This window comes from Stenotrophomonas sp. CCNWLW162 (assembly GCF_037203745.1).
Taxonomy (GTDB): domain Bacteria; phylum Pseudomonadota; class Gammaproteobacteria; order Xanthomonadales; family Xanthomonadaceae; genus Stenotrophomonas; species Stenotrophomonas maltophilia_AQ.
On record NZ_JBBCBL010000004.1, the window covers coordinates 499,496 to 515,831 of the forward strand.

Sequence of the window (16,336 nt, forward strand, 5' to 3'; positions counted from 1 at the left end):
CGCAAAGGGAGACCCCCGATGAGTTATTTCCTCGATCGCTTGCAGTTCTTCAAGCGTGACCCCCAGACCTTTGCCGATGGCCACGGATTCGCCAAGAGCGAAGGCCGTGACTGGGAGAACAGCTACCGCGCGCGCTGGCAGTACGACAAGATCGTACGCTCCACCCACGGCGTGAACTGCACCGGCTCCTGCAGCTGGAAGATCTACGTCAAGAACGGCCTGGTCACCTGGGAGACCCAGCAGACCGACTACCCGCGCACGCGCCCGGACCTGCCCAACCATGAACCGCGTGGCTGCCCGCGTGGCGCCAGCTATTCCTGGTACCTGTACAGCGCCAACCGGCTGAAGTACCCGCTGATCCGCGGCACTTTGCTGCGCCTGTGGCGCGAGGCGCGCAAGAGCAAGGGCCCGGTCGATGCCTGGGCCAGCATCGTGGAGGACAAGGAGAAGGCGCGTTCGTACAAGACCCGCCGTGGCATGGGTGGCTTCGTGCGCCTGCAGTGGGAAGAGGCCAACGAGATCATCGCCGCCTCCAACCTGTACACGGTGAAGCAGCACGGCCCGGATCGCGTGGTCGGCTTCTCGCCGATTCCGGCGATGTCGATGGTGTCCTACGCCGCCGGCGCGCGCTACCTGTCGCTGCTGGGCGGCGCCTGCCTGTCCTTCTATGACTGGTACTGCGACCTGCCGCCGGCCTCGCCGCAGATCTGGGGCGAGCAGACCGACGTGCCCGAATCGGCCGACTGGTACAACAGCCGTTACATCATCGCCTGGGGCTCGAACGTGCCGCAGACGCGCACGCCCGATGCGCATTTCTTCACCGAGGCGCGCTACAACGGCACCAAGACGGTGGCGATCTGCCCGGACTATTCCGAGCTGGCCAAGCTGACCGATCACTGGCTGCACCCCAAGCAGGGCACCGATGCGGCGCTGGCATTCGCCTTCGGCCATGTGATCCTGCGCGAGTTCCACGTCGATTCGCCCTCGCAGTACTTCCAGGACTACTGCCGACAGTACTCGGACATGCCGATGCTGGTGCGACTGGAGCGCCGCGACGATGGCCGTCTGGTGGCGGGCCGGTTCCTGCGTGCGAGCGAGCTGGGTGGCCTGGGTGAAGCCAATAATCCGGACTGGAAGACGCTGGCTTTGGACGAGACCAGCGGCCAGATCGTGGTGCCCAACGGTTCGATCGGTTTCCGCTGGGGCGAGAAGGGCAAGTGGAACATCGAGGAGAAGGAAAGCAATGGCGCCCATACGCGCCTGCGCCTGAGCCTGGCCGACGCCCATGAGGGCATCGAGGCGGTCAGCTTCCCGTACTTCGGTGGCATCGAGTCGGAAGGTTGGACCGCCGCACCGGCCGACGAGGTACTGGAACGCAACATCCCGGTGCGTCGCCTGGCGCTGGCCGACGGTGACGAGACCCTTGTGGCCACGGTCTACGACCTGCTGCTGGCCCAGTACGGCGTGGACCGTGGCTTTGGCGGCGGCAACGTGGCATCGAGCTTCGATGACATGGTGCCGGGCACACCGGCGTGGCAGGAGCGCATCACCGGCGTGTCGCGCGCCGAGGTGATCGAGATCGCCCGCGAGTTCGCGCGCACCGCCGACAAGACCCATGGCCGTTCGATGATCATCGTCGGCGCCGGGATGAACCATTGGTTCCACAACGACATGAACTACCGCGGCCTGATCAACATGCTGATCATGTGCGGTTGCGTGGGCCAGACCGGTGGCGGCTGGGCGCATTACGTGGGCCAGGAAAAGCTGCGCCCGCAGACCGGCTGGCAGCCGCTGGCCTTCGGCCTGGACTGGAGCCGCCCGCCGCGCCACATGAACGGCACCTCGTTCTTCTACTTCAACACCGGGCAGTGGCGCTACGAGAAGCTGCAGGTGGATGAGCTGCTGTCGCCGCTGGCCGACGCCAGCAAGTACAGCGGCAGCCTGGCCGACCTGAACCTGCGTGCGGTGCGCATGGGCTGGCTGCCGAGCGCACCGCAGCTGGACCGCAACCCGCTGCAGTTGGTGCGCGAGGCCGAAGCGGCCGGCGTGGCCCCGGCCGACTATGCGCTGGGCAAGTTCAAAGATGGTTCGCTGGACTTCGCCTTTGCCGATCCGGACGCGCAGCAGAACCACCCGCGCATGATGTTCATCTGGCGCTCGAACCTGCTCGGTTCCTCGGGCAAGGGCCACGAATACATGCTGCGGCACCTGCTGGGTACGCGCCACGGCCTGCAGGGCAAGGACCTGGGCGAGATGGGCGCGGTCAAGCCGGAGGAAGTGAAGTGGCGCGACGAAGCGCCGGAAGGAAAGCTCGACCTGCTGGTGACGCTGGACTTCCGCATGTGCACCACCGCGCTGTACTCGGACATCGTGCTGCCAACGGCCACCTGGTACGAGAAGGACGATCTCAACACGTCGGACATGCACCCGTTCATCCACCCGCTGTCGAAGGCGGTGGATCCTGCGTGGGAATCGCGCAGTGATTGGGAGATCTTCAAGGAAGTTGCCCGCACCGTAAGCGAGATGGCGCCCGGTGTGCTGGGCGTGGAGAAGGACCTGGTGCTGGTGCCGACCCTACATGACACCCCCAACGAGCTGGGCATGCCGTTCGGCGTGGCTGATTGGAAGAAGGGCGAGTGCGAGGCCATTCCGGGCCAGACCATGCCGTCGATGACGGTGGTGGAGCGCGACTACCCCAACCTGTACCGCAAGTTCACCTCGCTGGGCCCGCTGCTGGACAAGCTGGGCAACGGCGGCAAGGGCATGAGCTGGGACACGAAGCACGAAGTCGAATTCCTCGGCAAACTCAACCACACCGTGCACGACGAGGGTGTGAGCCAGGGCCGTCCGGCCATCTCGACCGCGATCGACGCGGCCGAGGTGATCCTGCACCTGGCACCGGAGACCAACGGCCATGTGGCGGTGAAGGCCTGGGAATCGCTGGGCACCTTCACTGGTCGCGAGCACACTCATCTGGCGGTGGGCAAGGAGCACGAGGCGATCCGCTTCCGTGACATCCAGGCGCAGCCGCGCAAGATCATCTCCTCGCCGATCTGGTCGGGCCTGGAAGACGACAACGTCAGCTACAACGCCGGCTATACCAACGTGCACGAGCTGATTCCGTGGCGCACGGTGACCGGTCGCCAGCAGTTCTACCAGGACCATGAGTGGATGATCGACTTCGGCGAGGCCTTCATGGGCTACCGGCCGCCGGTCAATACGCGCACGGTGGAGCCGCTGCTGAACCAGCGCCCGAACGGCAACAAGGAGATCGTGCTGAACTGGATCACCCCGCACCAGAAGTGGGGCATCCACAGCACCTACAGCGACAACCTGATCATGCAGACGCTGTCGCGCGGTGGCCCGATCGTGTGGATCAGCGAGGACGACGCGCGCAGTGCCGGCATCGTCGACAACGACTGGATCGAGCTGTTCAACGTCAACGGTGCGATCGCCGCGCGTGCGGTGGTCAGCCAGCGCGTGATGCCAGGCATGGCGATGATGTACCACGCCCAGGAACGCATCATCAACGTGCCGGGTTCGGAGATTTCCGGCACCCGCGGCGGCATCCACAACTCGGTGACCCGCATCGTGCTCAAGCCCACCCACATGATCGGCGGTTACGCGCAGTTGGCCTACGGCTTCAACTACTACGGCACCTGCGGCACCAACCGCGACGAGTTCGTGATCGTGCGCAAGATGGACAAGATCGATTGGCTTGACGATGAACAAGGAAGTTCGAGTGTCGCGGGCGCAGGACGCGCAGGAGCGATGGGCGAGGCTGTACCGGCCGCCGCCAAGGAGGTGGTGTGATGAAGGTCCGTGCACAGATCGCGATGGTGCTGAACCTGGACAAGTGCATCGGCTGCCATACCTGCTCGATCACCTGCAAGAACGTCTGGACCTCGCGCGAGGGCGTCGAATACGCCTGGTTCAATAACGTGGAAACCAAGCCGGGCATCGGCTACCCGAAGGAATGGGAAAACCAGGACAAGTGGAACGGCGGCTGGGTGCGTACCCGCGCCGGCAAGCTGGTACCGCGTGCAGGTGGCCGCTGGCGCATGCTGGCCAAGATCTTCGCCAACCCGGACCTGCCGCAGATCGACGACTACTACGAGCCGTTCGATTTCGACTACCAGAACCTGCACACCGCCAAGGACAGCCAGCACCAGCCCACCGCGCGGCCGCGTTCGCTGATCAGTGGCGAGCGCATGCAGAAGATCGAGTGGGGCCCGAACTGGGAGGAGATCCTGGGTTCGGAGTTCAGCAAGCGCTCGCGCGACTACAACTTCGACCAGGTGCAGAAGGAGATCTACGGCGCCTTCGAGAAGACCTTCATGATGTACCTGCCGCGCCTGTGCGAGCACTGCCTGAACCCGGCTTGCGTGTCGGCGTGCCCGTCGGGTGCGATCTACAAGCGCGAGGAAGACGGCATCGTGCTGATCGACCAGGACAAGTGCCGTGGCTGGCGCATGTGCGTGTCGGCCTGTCCGTACAAGAAGATCTACTACAACTGGAAGAGCGGCAAGTCGGAGAAGTGCATCTTCTGCTACCCGCGCATCGAGATGGGTGAGCCGACCGTATGTTCGGAAACCTGCGTGGGCCGCATCCGCTACCTGGGCGTGATGCTGTACGACGCCGACCGCATCGCTGAGGCCGCCTCGGTGGCCGCCGAGAAGGACCTGTACCAGGCCCACCTGGATATCTTCCTGGACCCGAATGACCCGGAGGTGATCGCTGCCGCGCGCAAGGAGGGCATCCCGGACAGCTGGCTGGATGCAGCCAAGCAGTCGCCGGTGTACAAGCTGGCGATCGACTGGAAGCTGGCGCTCCCGCTGCACCCGGAATACCGGACGTTGCCGATGGTCTGGTACGTACCGCCGCTGTCTCCGATCCAGTCCGCTGCCGAGCGTGGCCGCGTGGGCATGAGCGGTGAGCTGCCGGACGTGGCCTCGCTGCGCATCCCGATGCGCTACTTGGCCAACCTGCTGACGGCCGGTGACGAGGCGCCGGTGGTGCGCGCGCTGGAACGGCTGATGGCCATGCGTGCCTGGCGCCGTGCCAAGAACGTGGACGGCGTGGAAGACACCGCAGTGCTGGAGCAGACCGGGCTGAGCATCGCCCAGGTGGAAGAGATGTATCGCTACCTGGCCATCGCCAACTACGAGGACCGTTTCGTGATTCCGACCGGCCACCGCGAGTATGCCAACGATGCCTTCGGCGAGCGCGGCGGCTGCGGCTTCACCTTCGGCAACGGCTGCAACGGTGATAGCCCGGCCGACCTGTTCGGCCAGCGCAAGAGCACCACCTTCGTGGTGGACAAGGGTCCGAACCACCGCCGCAAGGAGGTGGTGTGATGAGCGTGCTCAAGCTGGTCGGGGTGCTGCTGGATTACCCCCGTGAAGAACTGTGGCAGCACGGCGAGGAACTGCTCGCCGCCTGCGACGACACGGCGCTGAACACCGCCCGCCGCCAGCAGCTGCGCAGCTTCGTGCAGCAACTGCTGGATACCGACGCGCTGGATGCGCAGGCGGCATGGCTGGCCAGTTTCGACCGCGGCCGTTCGATGAGCCTGCTGCTGTTCGAACACATCCATGGCGAGTCGCGCGACCGTGGCCAGGCCATGGTCGATCTGGTCGAAACCTACCGCCGCAACGGCTTCGAACTGGATGCGCGCGAGCTCCCGGACTACCTGCCACTGCTGCTGGAGTTCCTGGCCCATCGCCCCGGCAGCGAGGCCCGCGAGTGGCTGCGCCACATCGGCCATATCGCCGGGATGCTGGCGGCGCGTGCCGCCGAGCGCGAGCTGCCGCACCGGGTGCTGTTCGAGATCCTGGTCGAAGCCGGCAACGGCAAGGCCGATCTGCAGGCGCTGCGCCAGCGTGCCAGCGAGGAAGTCCGCGACGATACCGCCGAGGCCATGGACCGCTTGTGGGAGGAGGAGGCGGTGCGCTTCGGCGCCGAGGCACCCTCCGAAGACTGCAAGCCACCCGTGCGTTCGCCGGCCCGTCCTTCGCATCGAGAGGTCCAGCCATGAGTTACTCCCTGCATCAATTCGCCTTCCAGTACTACCCGTACATCGCCGTGGCGGTGCTGCTGATCGGCAGCTGGGCGCGCTACGACAAGGCCATGTACACCTGGCGCACCGGCTCCAGCCAGATGCTGTCGGACAAGGGCATGCGGATCGGCAGCAACTGCTTCCACATCGGCATCCTGGCCATCCTCGGTGGCCACCTGGTCGGCCTGCTGACCCCGCACGCGGTGTACGAGCACTTCATCACCTCGTCGCAGAAGCAGATGCTGGCGATGGTGGTGGGCGGCGTGTTCGGCGCACTGTGCTTCATCGGCATCAGCATCCTGCTGGTACGCCGCCTCTTCAATGCGCGCGTGCGTGCCACTGGCAGCTTCGGCGACACCCTGGTGCTGGTGCTGCTGTTCGCCCAGCTGTGCCTGGGCCTGTACAGCATCCGCATCTCATCCGGTCACCTGGACGGTGGGGTGATGGTGCAGCTGGCCGAGTGGGCGCAGCACATCGTGACCTTCCGCGCCGGTGCCGCCGACTATATCGAGGGCGTCAGCTGGGTCTACAAGATGCATATCTTCCTGGGCCTGACCCTGTTCCTGATCGCGCCGTTCACCCGCCTGGTGCACGTGTGGAGCATTCCAATCAGCTACCTGTGGAGGCCATACCAGGTGGTGCGCCGTCGCCAGGCCACGCTGCGCTATGGTCCGCGGGAGTAGTTCATGGGCAGCCTGCCGAAATTCCTGCCGATCACCGTGATCGACTCCAATGCCCCGGTTCCGTCCGAGGCCCATTCGCACCACCACGACCCGGCGGAGCAGGGAACGCGCTCGCTCGGGCAGCCGGCACCGTGCCGGCTGTTCGTGGACGAGACCGCGATCAGTGAGGCCGACATCGCTCGCGAGATGCAGCACCACCGGGCGATGCGCCCGGAACAGTCACGTGCCGAAGCGGCACGTGCTCTGGTGGTGCGCGAGCTGCTGCGCCTGGAAGCGCAGCGGCTGGGCCTGCAGGCACCGGAGGGCAACCGGGTCAGCGACGAGGAAGTGCTGATCCAGCAACTGCTGGAAGACGCGATCGAAGACCGCGTACCGACCGACGAGGACTGCCGCCGCTATTTCGAGCAGAACCCGGAGCGCTTCCGCTCGCCCGATCGCGTGCGCCTGCGCCATATCCTGCTGGCCGCGCCGGCCGACGACGTGGCCGGGCGCTTCGCCGCACGCACCGAAGGCGAGCGGCTGGTCGGGCTGCTGAAGGAGTCGCCACACCTGTTCGCCGATTTCGCCCTGCGCCATTCGCGCTGCCCGTCCAGCAGCGAGGGCGGCGACCTGGGCTGGCTGCAGCGCGGACAGACCACGCCGGAGTTCGACCGCCAGGTGTTCCGCCTGCGCGAGGGCCTGGCCGGCTTCCCGGTGGAATCGCGCTGGGGCTACCACGTGGTCTGCGTCGATGCCCGCGAGGAAGGCCAGCCGCAATCGTTCGAGGCCGTGTTGCCGCAGCTGCGTGACTACCTGGAATTGCAGGTACGGCAGCGCGAGGTGCAGGCCTACCTGCTGCAACTGCAGGAGCGCTACCCGGTGCGCGGGCTGGATGAGATCGAAGCCGAAGCGGATATCGGCTGAACCCCCTTGAACGAGGAGAATTCATGAACCAGGCCCTTGCCCCCGCCAGTGCCGGGCAGCAGCAGCGTGCGCTGTGGCTGAGCACGTTCGCCTTCACCGTGTGCTTTGCGGTGTGGATGATCTTTTCGATCATCGGCATCCAGATCAGTCAACAGCTCGGCTTGAATGACACCCAGTTCGGCCTGCTGATCGCCACGCCGGTGCTGACCGGCTCGGTCAGCCGCGTCTTCCTCGGCATCTGGTCCGACCAGTTCGGTGGCCGCAAGGTGATGGTGCTGGTGATGCTGTGTGGCGCCGTGGCCACCTGGATGCTGACCTACGCGCAGACCTACACCCAGTTCCTGATCGCCGCGCTGTGCGTGGGCATCGCCGGCGGCAACTTCTCGGTGGGCGTGGCCTACGTGTCGAAGTGGTTCCCGGCCAGCAAGCAGGGCACCGCCCTGGGCATCTTCGGTGCCGGCAACATCGGCTCGGCGGTGACCAAGCTGCTGGCGCCGTTGGTGATGGTGGCCGCCGGCTGGACCATGGTCGCCAATGTCTGGGCGGTCGCGCTGGCGATCACGGCGGTGCTGTTCTTCCTGTTCAGCAAGGAAGATCCGTCGCTGGAACAGCGCCGCCGTGATGGCGTCAAGCCGGTGCCGTTCGCCGAGCAGATGGCACCGCTGAAGGACCTGCAGGTGTGGCGGTTCTCGCTGTACTACTTCTTCGTGTTCGGTGGCTTCGTGGCGCTGGCGCTGTGGCTGCCGCACTACCTGGTGGGCGCCTACGGCATGGACGTGGGGCACGCCGGCATGCTGGCGGCGTGCTATTCGATCCCGGCCAGCCTGTTCCGCGTGGTCGGTGGCTGGATGTCGGACCGGATGGGTGCGCGCCGGGTGATGTACTGGACCTTCGGTGTGTCGGCCATCTGCACCTTCCTGCTGGCCTATCCGGATACCGAATATGTGGTGAAAGGCATCCACGGCCCGATCCACTTCCATCTGGCGATCGGCGTGGTGATGTTCACCGTGCTGGTGTTCGTGCTGGGCTTCTTCATGTCGCTGGGCAAGGCCGCGGTCTACAAGCACATTCCGGTGTACTACCCCAAGCATGTGGGCGCGGTGGGCGGTGTGGTCGGCATGATCGGCGGCCTGGGTGGCTTCATCCTGCCGATCGTGTTCGGGGCATTGAACGATGCCGTGGGCATCTGGAGCAGCTGTTTCATGCTGCTGTTCGTGCTGGTTGCGGCTGCACTGGCGTGGATGCATTTTGCTATTCGCCGCATGGAGCGCCGCCACTTCCCGCAGATCGACCGCGAAACCGATCTGCCCGAAGCCATCGATGCGGCCGCCGCCGAGCGGGTGCGCGGCGGGTGAGGGGTGCTGCCGGCCAGCGGCGTGGGTGAAGGGGTAGTGCCGGCCGCTGGCCGGCAGCACCCCTCAGATGCGCCACGCTTGATTTCAATCAGGGCCACGCGAAGAGGAACGCCCGAAGATGTCTGCCATGAGCTTCCACGTTGACGAGAGCGAGGACACTGCGCTGCAGGCGGCATTGCTGCGGCAGCCCCGGCACGTGCTGTTCCCGCCTGCGGACCAGTTCAGCACCGGCTTTGGTGAAAGCGGCTGGCGCGCCGCCGTGCGCGCCAGCAACGAGCACCTCATCCCGCGCGGCCTAACGCTCGGCTTCCAGGCCGGTCGTGGTGGACGCGATGCGCCACCGCAGGCATACCTGGACACGCTGCTGCTGGCGCTGCGTCTGCAGGCCGTCGCGCTCGCCGAGGATCGTGAAGTGGTGGCGATGGTGCTGCAGTTGGGGCTGGCCGAGACGCTGCCACCGCCACAGCTGGGCCAGCTGCTGGACGCCGTGCCGCAGCACCTGCGCACCGTGGCACGGCCCCAGGTTGAGGTGCGGCTGGATGCGGGCAGCGCGTTGGCACCGGCACAGCTGCGTGCGGTGGGCTGTACCCGCCTGAACGTGATCGATCGCGCCGACGCGCCGGGGCCGACCCTGCTGGCACAGGCGCGACAGGTGGGCTTCACCGCGCGCTACTACCAGTTGCGGGTGCCCGGCAGCGAGGACACCGGCTTCATCGAACGACTGCATGAGGTGCTGGCCGAAGCGCCCGAGCGCATCCTGCTGCCGGCGCCTTGCGCGCTGCCAGAGCATCCCTCAGCCGCACGATGGCTGCAGAGCTGGCGGCTGCTGCGCGCAGCGGGCTATGAACCGATCGGTGGCGATCACTATCAACGCGGCGACCTGCCCAACCCGCATGGTCCGGGCGATGGCCAGCGCCATTGCGACCTGGCCGGCGTGCCACGCCGCGACCGCAGCGATTTCATCGGCCTCGGCCTGTCCGCCTGCAGCCAGATCGGCGAGGTGTTCTACCGCCTGGAGGACGAACTGGGCGAATGGCGTGCGCGGCTGCAGGCCGGGCATATGGGCGTGTCTGCCGGATTGATCCTGTCCGAAGACGAGCGACTGGCGGCCGAGGTGGCGCAGAGCATCGCCTGCGATCACGCCCTCGATGCGGCCGCCTTCGAATGGCGCAACGATGAACCGTTCGAAGAATGCTTCGCCGAGCAGCTGCCGGCGTTGTCGCCATTGCTGGCACGTGGCTGGGCGCAGTGGGATGCACGTGTGCTGCGCCTGGCCGAAGAAGGGCGGTTGCTGTGGCGTATGATGGCCGCATGCTTCCGGCCGGCGGCCGCCATCGCTTGAGTCCTGCCCCGATGTCTTCAACTCCGCCTTCCCAGGGTCGCCTCGGCCGGGCCACGCCGAACCCCGCCGCCGCCGATGATGGCGACGCGCTGCACTTCTGCAGCACCTGTGCGTTTTCCGATGCCTGCATGTCGCAGGGCTATGACAAGACCGCGCTGGGCGACCTGCACGTGCTGGTCGACCACGTCGGCCCGTTCCATGCGGGTGACTACATCTTCCGCGCCGGTGAATCGTTCGATTCGATTGCTGCGGTGCGCGCCGGCATGGTCAAGACCTTCGTCGATGACAGCCAGGGCAACGAGCAGGTGCTGGGCTTCAGCCTGCCGGGCGAAGTGATCGGCCTGAATGCGATCCACGGTTCGCGCTTCCCCTGCAATGCGGTGGCGCTGGACACCGTGCACCTGTGCCGTATCTCGTTCCCCAAGTTGAGCCTGCTGGCCACGCGCATGCCGGGGCTGCAGGCCAAGCTGTTCAGCCTGCTCAGCGCGGAGATCGGCAAGGTCGCGACTCTGGCCGCCAATCACCGTACCGAAGAGCGCATGGCCGCCTTCCTGCTGGACATGTCCGAGCGTTACGCGCGGCGCGGCTTTTCCGCCACGCGCTTCAACCTGACCATGGCACGCACCGAGATCGCCAATTACCTGCGGATGGCGCCGGAAACCGCCAGCCGCGTGCTGCGCCGCCTGAGCGATGATGGGATCATCGCGGTGAAACAGCGTGAGATCCTGCTGCTGCAGCCCGAGCGCCTGGCGGCGCTGGCGGTGGCCGACGAATCCGATCCGAACTGAACCTGGCCGGGAGCCGACGATGAAGCGCGCTGGACTGTTGTTGCTGGGACTGCTGGCCACGGTGCCGGCCTGGGCGGCCGACCTGACGGTGTCGGCGGCGTCGAGCCTGACCGAGAGCTTCCGTGAACTAGGCGCGGCCTACGAGAAGGCGCACCCGGGCACCAACGTCGATTTCAACTTCGCTGCGTCTGGCGTACTGCTGCAGCAGATCAGCCGTGGCGCGCCGGTGGACGTGTTCGCCTCGGCCGATGAAACCACGATGGACCAGGCACAGCAGCAGGGCCTGTTGGCGGCGGGCACCCGCGAGGTATTCGCGGTGAACGCGCTGTGGGTGGTGGTGCCGCCGCAGGCCAAGGTCGCGCCGCGTAGCTTGAAGGACCTGACCGGTGCCGGCGTGCAGCGCATCGCACTGGGCAACCCGGACAGTGTTCCGGTCGGCCGCTACGCCAGGGGCGCGCTGGAAGCGGCGGGCCTGTGGCCGTCGGTGCAGGGCAGGGTGATCACCACCCAGAACGTGCGCCAGTCGCTGGACTACGTGGCGCGCGGTGAAGTGGATGCCGGTTTCGTCTATGCCACCGATGCGCAAGCCATGCCCGACCGCGTGCGTCGTGCCTTCGCGGTGCCGGTGGCCGGGCGCATCGCCTATCCGCTGGCGGTGACCAAGGCCAGCGCGCAGCCGGCCGAGGCCAAACGCTTCGCCACCTTCGTGCGTTCGACGCAGGGCCAGGCGATCCTGGCCAGGCACGGGTTCGGCAAGCCCTGAGGCATGGATCTCGACTGGAGCGCGCTCGGGTTGTCGCTGAAGGTGGCCGGCTGGGCCACCGCGATCAATCTGGTGCTGGGCGTTGGTCTGGGCGCGCTGCTGGCGCGTCGGCGCTTTCCCGGTCGCGAGCTTCTGGATTCGGTGTTGACCCTGCCGATGGTGCTGCCGCCGACCGTGCTGGGTTACTACCTGCTGGTGCTGATCGGCCGTAATGGGCCAATCGGTGCATGGCTGCAGTCGTGGTTTGGCATCAACCTGGTGTTTACCTGGCAGGCTGCAGTGATCGCCGCCGCAGTGGCCTCGTTGCCGCTGGTGTTCAAGCCGGCACGCGCGGCGTTCGAGGAAGTGGACGGACAGCTGGAGCAGGCCGCACGCACGCTCGGTGTGTCCGAAGCGGCGGTGTTCTTCCGCATCACGCTGCCGCTGGCCTGGCGCGGCATCCTCGCCGGCCTGCTGCTGGCGTTTGCCCGTGCGATGGGTGAGTTCGGTGCCACGCTGATGGTGGCCGGCAGCATTCCGGGCCGCACGCAGACGCTGTCGATCGCCATCTACGAAGCGGTGCAGGCCGGTCAGGACGGCAAGGCCAATGCGCTGGTGATCCTGACCTCGGTGGTGTGCATCGTGATCCTGCTGCTGGCCGCACGGCTGGTGGGCGGGCGTCGCCGGGAGCTGCGTGATGTGGCTTGACCTGCAGGTGCAGCGTCGGCTGCAGGCGGCCGGCCAGGATTTCGTGTTGGACGTATCGCTGCAGTGCACGCAGCGGCAGGTGGTGCTGTTCGGGCCCTCGGGCGCGGGCAAGAGCCTGACGCTGAAGGCGGTGGCCGGGCTGCTGCGGCCGGGGCAGGGCCATGTGCGCCTGCAGGGGCAGACCCTGTTCGATGCGGCCACCGGCGTGGATCTGCCGCCGCAGCGCCGCCGGTTGGGTTATGTCTTCCAGGATTACGCGTTGTTCCCGCACCTGAGCGTGCGCCAGAACGTGGCGTTCGGATTGCAGAAGGGGTGGTTGAATCCGCGGACTGGCCAGCGCTTCGATGCGGTGGAGCAGTGGTTGCACGCATTCCGCATCGACACGGTGGGCGATCTGCTGCCCTCGCAGGTATCCGGTGGACAGCGCCAGCGTACCGCGCTTGCACGCGCCTTGGTGACGCAGCCGCAGGCACTGCTGCTCGATGAGCCGTTCTCCGCGCTGGACCATGATCTTCGCCAGCACCTGCGGCAGGAACTTGAGACGGTACTGGACAAAACCGGCATTCCGCTGCTGTTGATCAGCCACGACCCGCAGGATGTGGCCATGTTCGGCCAGCAGGTGGCACGCGTCGTCGACGGCCGTATCGTCGGCGATTGACCCGTGATGGACGCACTGGCGATGGTTGGCTACATCTGATGGTAGTGCCGGCCGCTGACCGGCAACCATGGAATCCGGAGCAGCCGGCCAGCGGCCGGCTCTACCGGTCCAGAGGTTCCGCGACGCACAGGCGATGGTTGTCTACAGCTGATGGTAGTGCCGGCCGCTGGCCGGCAACCACGAATTCCGGAGCAGCCGGCCAGCGGCCGGCTCTACCAATCCAGCGTTCGGGCAATCCAGTGGAATGGATCAATACAGCTCGCAGTGCGTGCGGCCTTCACATCGCAGCGTGTCCCAGTGCCCCTCGCCACCGATCGCATCGATGGCCTCGCGCACCGCACCTTCCAGGTGGCTCTTGTTGCCGCACAGGTACAGATGCCCGCCACGGGCCAGCACATCGCGCACTTCGTCGGCGCGCTGCTGCAGCACATGCTGCACATAGACCTTTTCGGCGCCATCGCGCGAGAACGCGGTATGCAGGCCGGCCAGCACACCGCGCGCGCGCCAGTCCTGCAGCTGTTCGCGGTACAGGTAATCGTGCTGGCTGTGCTTCTCGCCGAACACGAGGTGCACCTCGCGTTCGCAGGCGTTGGCCTGCAGTTCCTGCATCAGGCCCATCAACGGTGCGATGCCGGTGCCGGTGCCGACCAGCAGCAGCGGTGCATCGCCCGCGTCGGTCAGATGGAAGCCGGGATTGGAACGGCAGTACACCCGAGCGGTATCGCCGCCGTGCAGCAGACTGCCGGTGGCAGTGCCGAAGCGCTCGCGACCGCGCAGGGTGTAGCGCACTTCGCGCACGCACAGGCTCAGCTGGTCGTGATACGGGTGCGAGGCGATGGAATAGGAACGCGGCAGGCGTGGTGACAGCAGCTCGCGAAGGCGGGCCAGCGGGATGCTGTCCGGGGTGGCGTGGTCCTGCAGTATGTCCAGCAGGTCCAGGCCGTGCAGGTAGGCTTCCAGCTCGCGCTTCTGGCTGACCTTCAACAGGCCCTTCAGTACGTCGCTGCCACCGAGCTTGGCCAGTTCGCGCAGCACGCCCTTGCTCAGCAGGCGCAGCTCCCGATCATGCAGCGCAGCCACAGCGGCGGTGTCGCCGTACCAGGTGGCCAATGCCTGCAGCAGTGCAGGGTCGTTCTCGGGTACCACGTGCAGGGTGTCGCCGGCGCGGTAGGCCATGCCACTGCCGGCAATGTCCAGTTGCAGGTGCCAGGCAGCCGGGTCGCTGCTGTTCAAGCGGCGGCGTTCGAGAATGGGGGCGGCAAAGGCATTGTCTTCGCCATAGGCAGTGACCTGCAGGTGCAGGTCCTGGCCAGCGTTCGCGTCGCCATCCAGCACCTGGCCCAGCACCGGCCGCCATTGCTGGAAGAACTGCTCGTAGCCCAGGTCGGCATCCACGCGGTGCAGCAGCGGCTGCGCCTGGCGATCGCTCAGCGCGGCATCCAGCGCCTTGGTGAAGCCGCAGAAGCTGGGGTAGCCGGTGTCACCGAGGCCGAACACCGCATAGCGCAGGCCGCTCAGTGTCGGAGTCTGGCGCAGGGTTTCAAAGAACTGTTCGCCGTTGGCCGGCGGTTCGCCGTCACCGAACGAGCTGGAGATCGCCAGCAGCACATCGCCGTGGCCGAGGCTGGCCACGTCGATATCGTTGAACGGGAGCACCTGCGGCGCGTGCGGCTGCAGGTCCGCGCCCAGGCGCTGGGCCAGGGCGCGGGCATTGCCCGACTCGGACGCGAAACCCACCAGCAGGCGGCTGAAGGGCGTACTGGTCGGGAGAGCGTTCACGCGGCCTCGTAGAAGTCGTCGAACTTTTCCTTGCTGAACTCGACCAGGTCGTAGTTCTGCATCAGGTCGTTCACCACGCGGCGGATGCTGATGTACGAGGTGATGTTGCCGTCGGCGTCGAACAGCGGCTGCACGGTGGTGTCGACCACGTAGAGCACGCCACCCTTGCCAAGGTTGGGCACGATGCCGGTCCAGGTTTTGCCGGCTTTGATGGTGTCCCACATGTCCTTGTAGACCGCCTTGGGCACATCAGGATGGCGCACGATGCTGTGCGGCTGGCCGATAAGTTCCTCGCGCGCGAACCCGGTGAGCGTGCAGAACAGGTCGTTGGCGTAGGTGATGTTGCCCTGCAGGTCGGTGGTGGAGATCACCATGACGTTCTGCATGGCATTCAGCAGCTGGGCGTTGTCGGGGGTGTAGCTCATCGCAGGTCCTTTGGATGCCGGTGACGCCGGCGTATTGGGTTCCCGCATAGAGATACGCCCGCGCGGCGGCGGGCGGTTTGACATTGATCAAGCGGGTGGCGGGATGGCCTGCGACCGGGTGTCGCAGGGAGCGTTCACTGCTGCAGGGGAAAGCCGATCGTCTCGTGGCAATGCCGCATCAGGTGGCGGCCTCCCTCATTGATGTGCAAGGTGTCCGCGTCACCGAAGAACTGCAGCAGCGCTCCCCCGGTCGTACTGCCTGCATGCGCGGAGCGCCTGGCTGCCGATGGCAGAAACGGATCAGCTCGCGGATCGTGTCCGCCAGGCAGATCCGCACGTGCAACGGCGCCTTCGATCATCAGCTGGGCGCATGCGCCTGCCAGATAGGCGTCTTGCTCCCGCTGCCCGCCGCGCCGATGCTGTCCTGCCAATGCGGTGGCGATATGCTGGAACTCATGGGCGGTGGTGGCGATCACGCGCCTGCGCAGCGAGTCGGTGTCGGGACCGGAGGGAAACCAGAAGCTGACCATCTGGCCCGGCGGCTCTGGTCCCGGCAGCTGTCGCCAGATGCCGCCTCCGTCACTTACGATCGTCAACTGATAGCGCATAGGCGTCCGTTCCTGCCCATTGGCCTGGAGCGGCAGTCCAGCGGATCGTGCGGCGGCCTCGCAGAGCCGTGACGCCTGCATGGCCGAAAGCGCTCGATCTGCCCAGAGAACTCGAGTTGCGACGGATGACCACCCGCACTCGATGGACCGATTGGGGAACTCCGAGCTTTCCGGGCCGGGAAGCATCGACACTGTGCTGATCTTCAGATGTGAGGAAGGGCCTCGCAGCAGGGTGGCATACCCTCCATCGGTACTGACCAGGTTTCGGGGAGGCAGCTGGATGGATT

At 66.3% G+C, this 16,336-nt stretch carries 14 protein-coding genes; 11 read left to right on the top strand and 3 right to left on the bottom strand.

All coding sequences use genetic code 11. The annotated features are described in order from the left end of the window. The first annotated feature begins 18 nt into the window (after positions 1 to 18). From V9K93_RS14485 to V9K93_RS14535, 11 genes are all read left to right on the top strand, one after another. Positions 19 to 3,813, top strand: a complete 3,795-nt coding sequence (locus V9K93_RS14485) for a nitrate reductase subunit alpha (protein WP_337302765.1) — start codon at positions 19 to 21, stop codon at positions 3,811 to 3,813. Then, entirely contained in the window at positions 3,813 to 5,357 is a 1,545-nt protein-coding gene (gene narH / locus V9K93_RS14490; RefSeq protein WP_006371184.1) for a nitrate reductase subunit beta, read from the top strand. Before V9K93_RS14485 ends, narH begins: the two co-directional genes overlap by 1 nt. Next, positions 5,357 to 6,037 (top strand): nitrate reductase molybdenum cofactor assembly chaperone, encoded by a 681-nt coding sequence (gene narJ, locus V9K93_RS14495; RefSeq protein ID WP_337302766.1) that lies wholly within the window; start codon positions 5,357 to 5,359, stop codon positions 6,035 to 6,037. Before narH ends, narJ begins: the two co-directional genes overlap by 1 nt. After that, entirely contained in the window at positions 6,034 to 6,741 is a 708-nt protein-coding gene (narI, locus tag V9K93_RS14500; protein ID WP_010485313.1) for a respiratory nitrate reductase subunit gamma, read from the top strand. The genes narJ and narI overlap by 4 nt, the downstream gene beginning before the upstream one ends. Before the next feature lie 3 nt (positions 6,742 to 6,744). Further along, positions 6,745 to 7,644 (top strand): peptidylprolyl isomerase, encoded by a 900-nt coding sequence (locus tag V9K93_RS14505; RefSeq protein WP_337302767.1) that lies wholly within the window; start codon positions 6,745 to 6,747, stop codon positions 7,642 to 7,644. Positions 7,645 to 7,667: 23 nt separating this feature from the next. After that, positions 7,668 to 8,999 carry an MFS transporter gene (locus tag V9K93_RS14510; protein ID WP_337302768.1) on the top strand — a complete coding sequence of 444 codons (1,332 nt, stop codon included), beginning with the start codon at positions 7,668 to 7,670 and terminating at the stop codon, positions 8,997 to 8,999. Positions 9,000 to 9,126: 127 nt separating this feature from the next. Further along, on the top strand, positions 9,127 to 10,341 hold the full coding sequence (locus tag V9K93_RS14515) for an oxygen-independent coproporphyrinogen III oxidase (RefSeq protein WP_136637898.1): 1,215 nt from the start codon (positions 9,127 to 9,129) through the stop codon (positions 10,339 to 10,341). 11 nt (positions 10,342 to 10,352) lie between these two features. After that, positions 10,353 to 11,129: a helix-turn-helix domain-containing protein gene (locus tag V9K93_RS14520; protein ID WP_012511268.1), complete on the top strand. Its 777-nt coding sequence runs from the start codon at positions 10,353 to 10,355 to the stop codon at positions 11,127 to 11,129. 19 nt (positions 11,130 to 11,148) lie between these two features. Beyond that, the gene (gene modA, locus V9K93_RS14525; RefSeq protein ID WP_337302769.1) at positions 11,149 to 11,892 is read left to right on the top strand and encodes a molybdate ABC transporter substrate-binding protein; all 744 of its coding nucleotides are present in this window, start codon (positions 11,149 to 11,151) and stop codon (positions 11,890 to 11,892) included. Positions 11,893 to 11,895: 3 nt separating this feature from the next. Further along, complete coding sequence (modB, locus tag V9K93_RS14530) at positions 11,896 to 12,579, top strand: molybdate ABC transporter permease subunit (RefSeq protein WP_337302770.1); 684 nt, start codon at positions 11,896 to 11,898, stop codon at positions 12,577 to 12,579. Then, positions 12,569 to 13,237, top strand: coding sequence for a sulfate/molybdate ABC transporter ATP-binding protein (locus V9K93_RS14535; RefSeq protein WP_136637900.1), 669 nt, complete (start codon positions 12,569 to 12,571; stop codon positions 13,235 to 13,237). The genes modB and V9K93_RS14535 overlap by 11 nt, the downstream gene beginning before the upstream one ends. 249 nt (positions 13,238 to 13,486) lie before the next feature. Here the strand turns inward: V9K93_RS14535 and V9K93_RS14540 are convergent, their stop codons facing one another. From V9K93_RS14540 to V9K93_RS14550, 3 genes are all read right to left on the bottom strand, one after another. Beyond that, positions 13,487 to 15,016 carry a diflavin oxidoreductase gene (locus V9K93_RS14540; RefSeq protein ID WP_337302771.1) on the bottom strand — a complete coding sequence of 510 codons (1,530 nt, stop codon included), beginning with the start codon at positions 15,014 to 15,016 and terminating at the stop codon, positions 13,487 to 13,489. Continuing rightward, positions 15,013 to 15,441, bottom strand: a complete 429-nt coding sequence (locus V9K93_RS14545; protein ID WP_005409905.1) for a PAS domain-containing protein — start codon at positions 15,439 to 15,441, stop codon at positions 15,013 to 15,015. The genes V9K93_RS14540 and V9K93_RS14545 overlap by 4 nt, the downstream gene beginning before the upstream one ends. A 134-nt stretch (positions 15,442 to 15,575) precedes the next feature. Then, on the bottom strand, positions 15,576 to 16,049 hold the full coding sequence (locus V9K93_RS14550) for a hypothetical protein (RefSeq protein WP_046986200.1): 474 nt from the start codon (positions 16,047 to 16,049) through the stop codon (positions 15,576 to 15,578). Positions 16,050 to 16,336: the final 287 nt, after the last annotated feature.

What these genes read in the sequence shown, in the direction of transcription:
- V9K93_RS14550 (WP_046986200.1), bottom strand. Translation starts at nt 16,049, where the DNA reads ATGCGCTATCAGTTGACGATCGTAAGTGACGGAGGCGGCATCTGGCGA.
- narJ (WP_337302766.1), top strand. Translation starts at nt 5,357, where the DNA reads ATGAGCGTGCTCAAGCTGGTCGGGGTGCTGCTGGATTACCCCCGTGAA.
- V9K93_RS14505 (WP_337302767.1), top strand. Translation starts at nt 6,745, where the DNA reads ATGGGCAGCCTGCCGAAATTCCTGCCGATCACCGTGATCGACTCCAAT.
- V9K93_RS14510 (WP_337302768.1), top strand. Translation starts at nt 7,668, where the DNA reads ATGAACCAGGCCCTTGCCCCCGCCAGTGCCGGGCAGCAGCAGCGTGCG.
- V9K93_RS14520 (WP_012511268.1), top strand. Translation starts at nt 10,353, where the DNA reads ATGTCTTCAACTCCGCCTTCCCAGGGTCGCCTCGGCCGGGCCACGCCG.
- V9K93_RS14515 (WP_136637898.1), top strand. Translation starts at nt 9,127, where the DNA reads ATGAGCTTCCACGTTGACGAGAGCGAGGACACTGCGCTGCAGGCGGCA.
- narI (WP_010485313.1), top strand. Translation starts at nt 6,034, where the DNA reads ATGAGTTACTCCCTGCATCAATTCGCCTTCCAGTACTACCCGTACATC.
- narH (WP_006371184.1), top strand. Translation starts at nt 3,813, where the DNA reads ATGAAGGTCCGTGCACAGATCGCGATGGTGCTGAACCTGGACAAGTGC.
- V9K93_RS14535 (WP_136637900.1), top strand. Translation starts at nt 12,569, where the DNA reads ATGTGGCTTGACCTGCAGGTGCAGCGTCGGCTGCAGGCGGCCGGCCAG.
- modB (WP_337302770.1), top strand. Translation starts at nt 11,896, where the DNA reads ATGGATCTCGACTGGAGCGCGCTCGGGTTGTCGCTGAAGGTGGCCGGC.
- V9K93_RS14485 (WP_337302765.1), top strand. Translation starts at nt 19, where the DNA reads ATGAGTTATTTCCTCGATCGCTTGCAGTTCTTCAAGCGTGACCCCCAG.
- V9K93_RS14545 (WP_005409905.1), bottom strand. Translation starts at nt 15,441, where the DNA reads ATGAGCTACACCCCCGACAACGCCCAGCTGCTGAATGCCATGCAGAAC.
- modA (WP_337302769.1), top strand. Translation starts at nt 11,149, where the DNA reads ATGAAGCGCGCTGGACTGTTGTTGCTGGGACTGCTGGCCACGGTGCCG.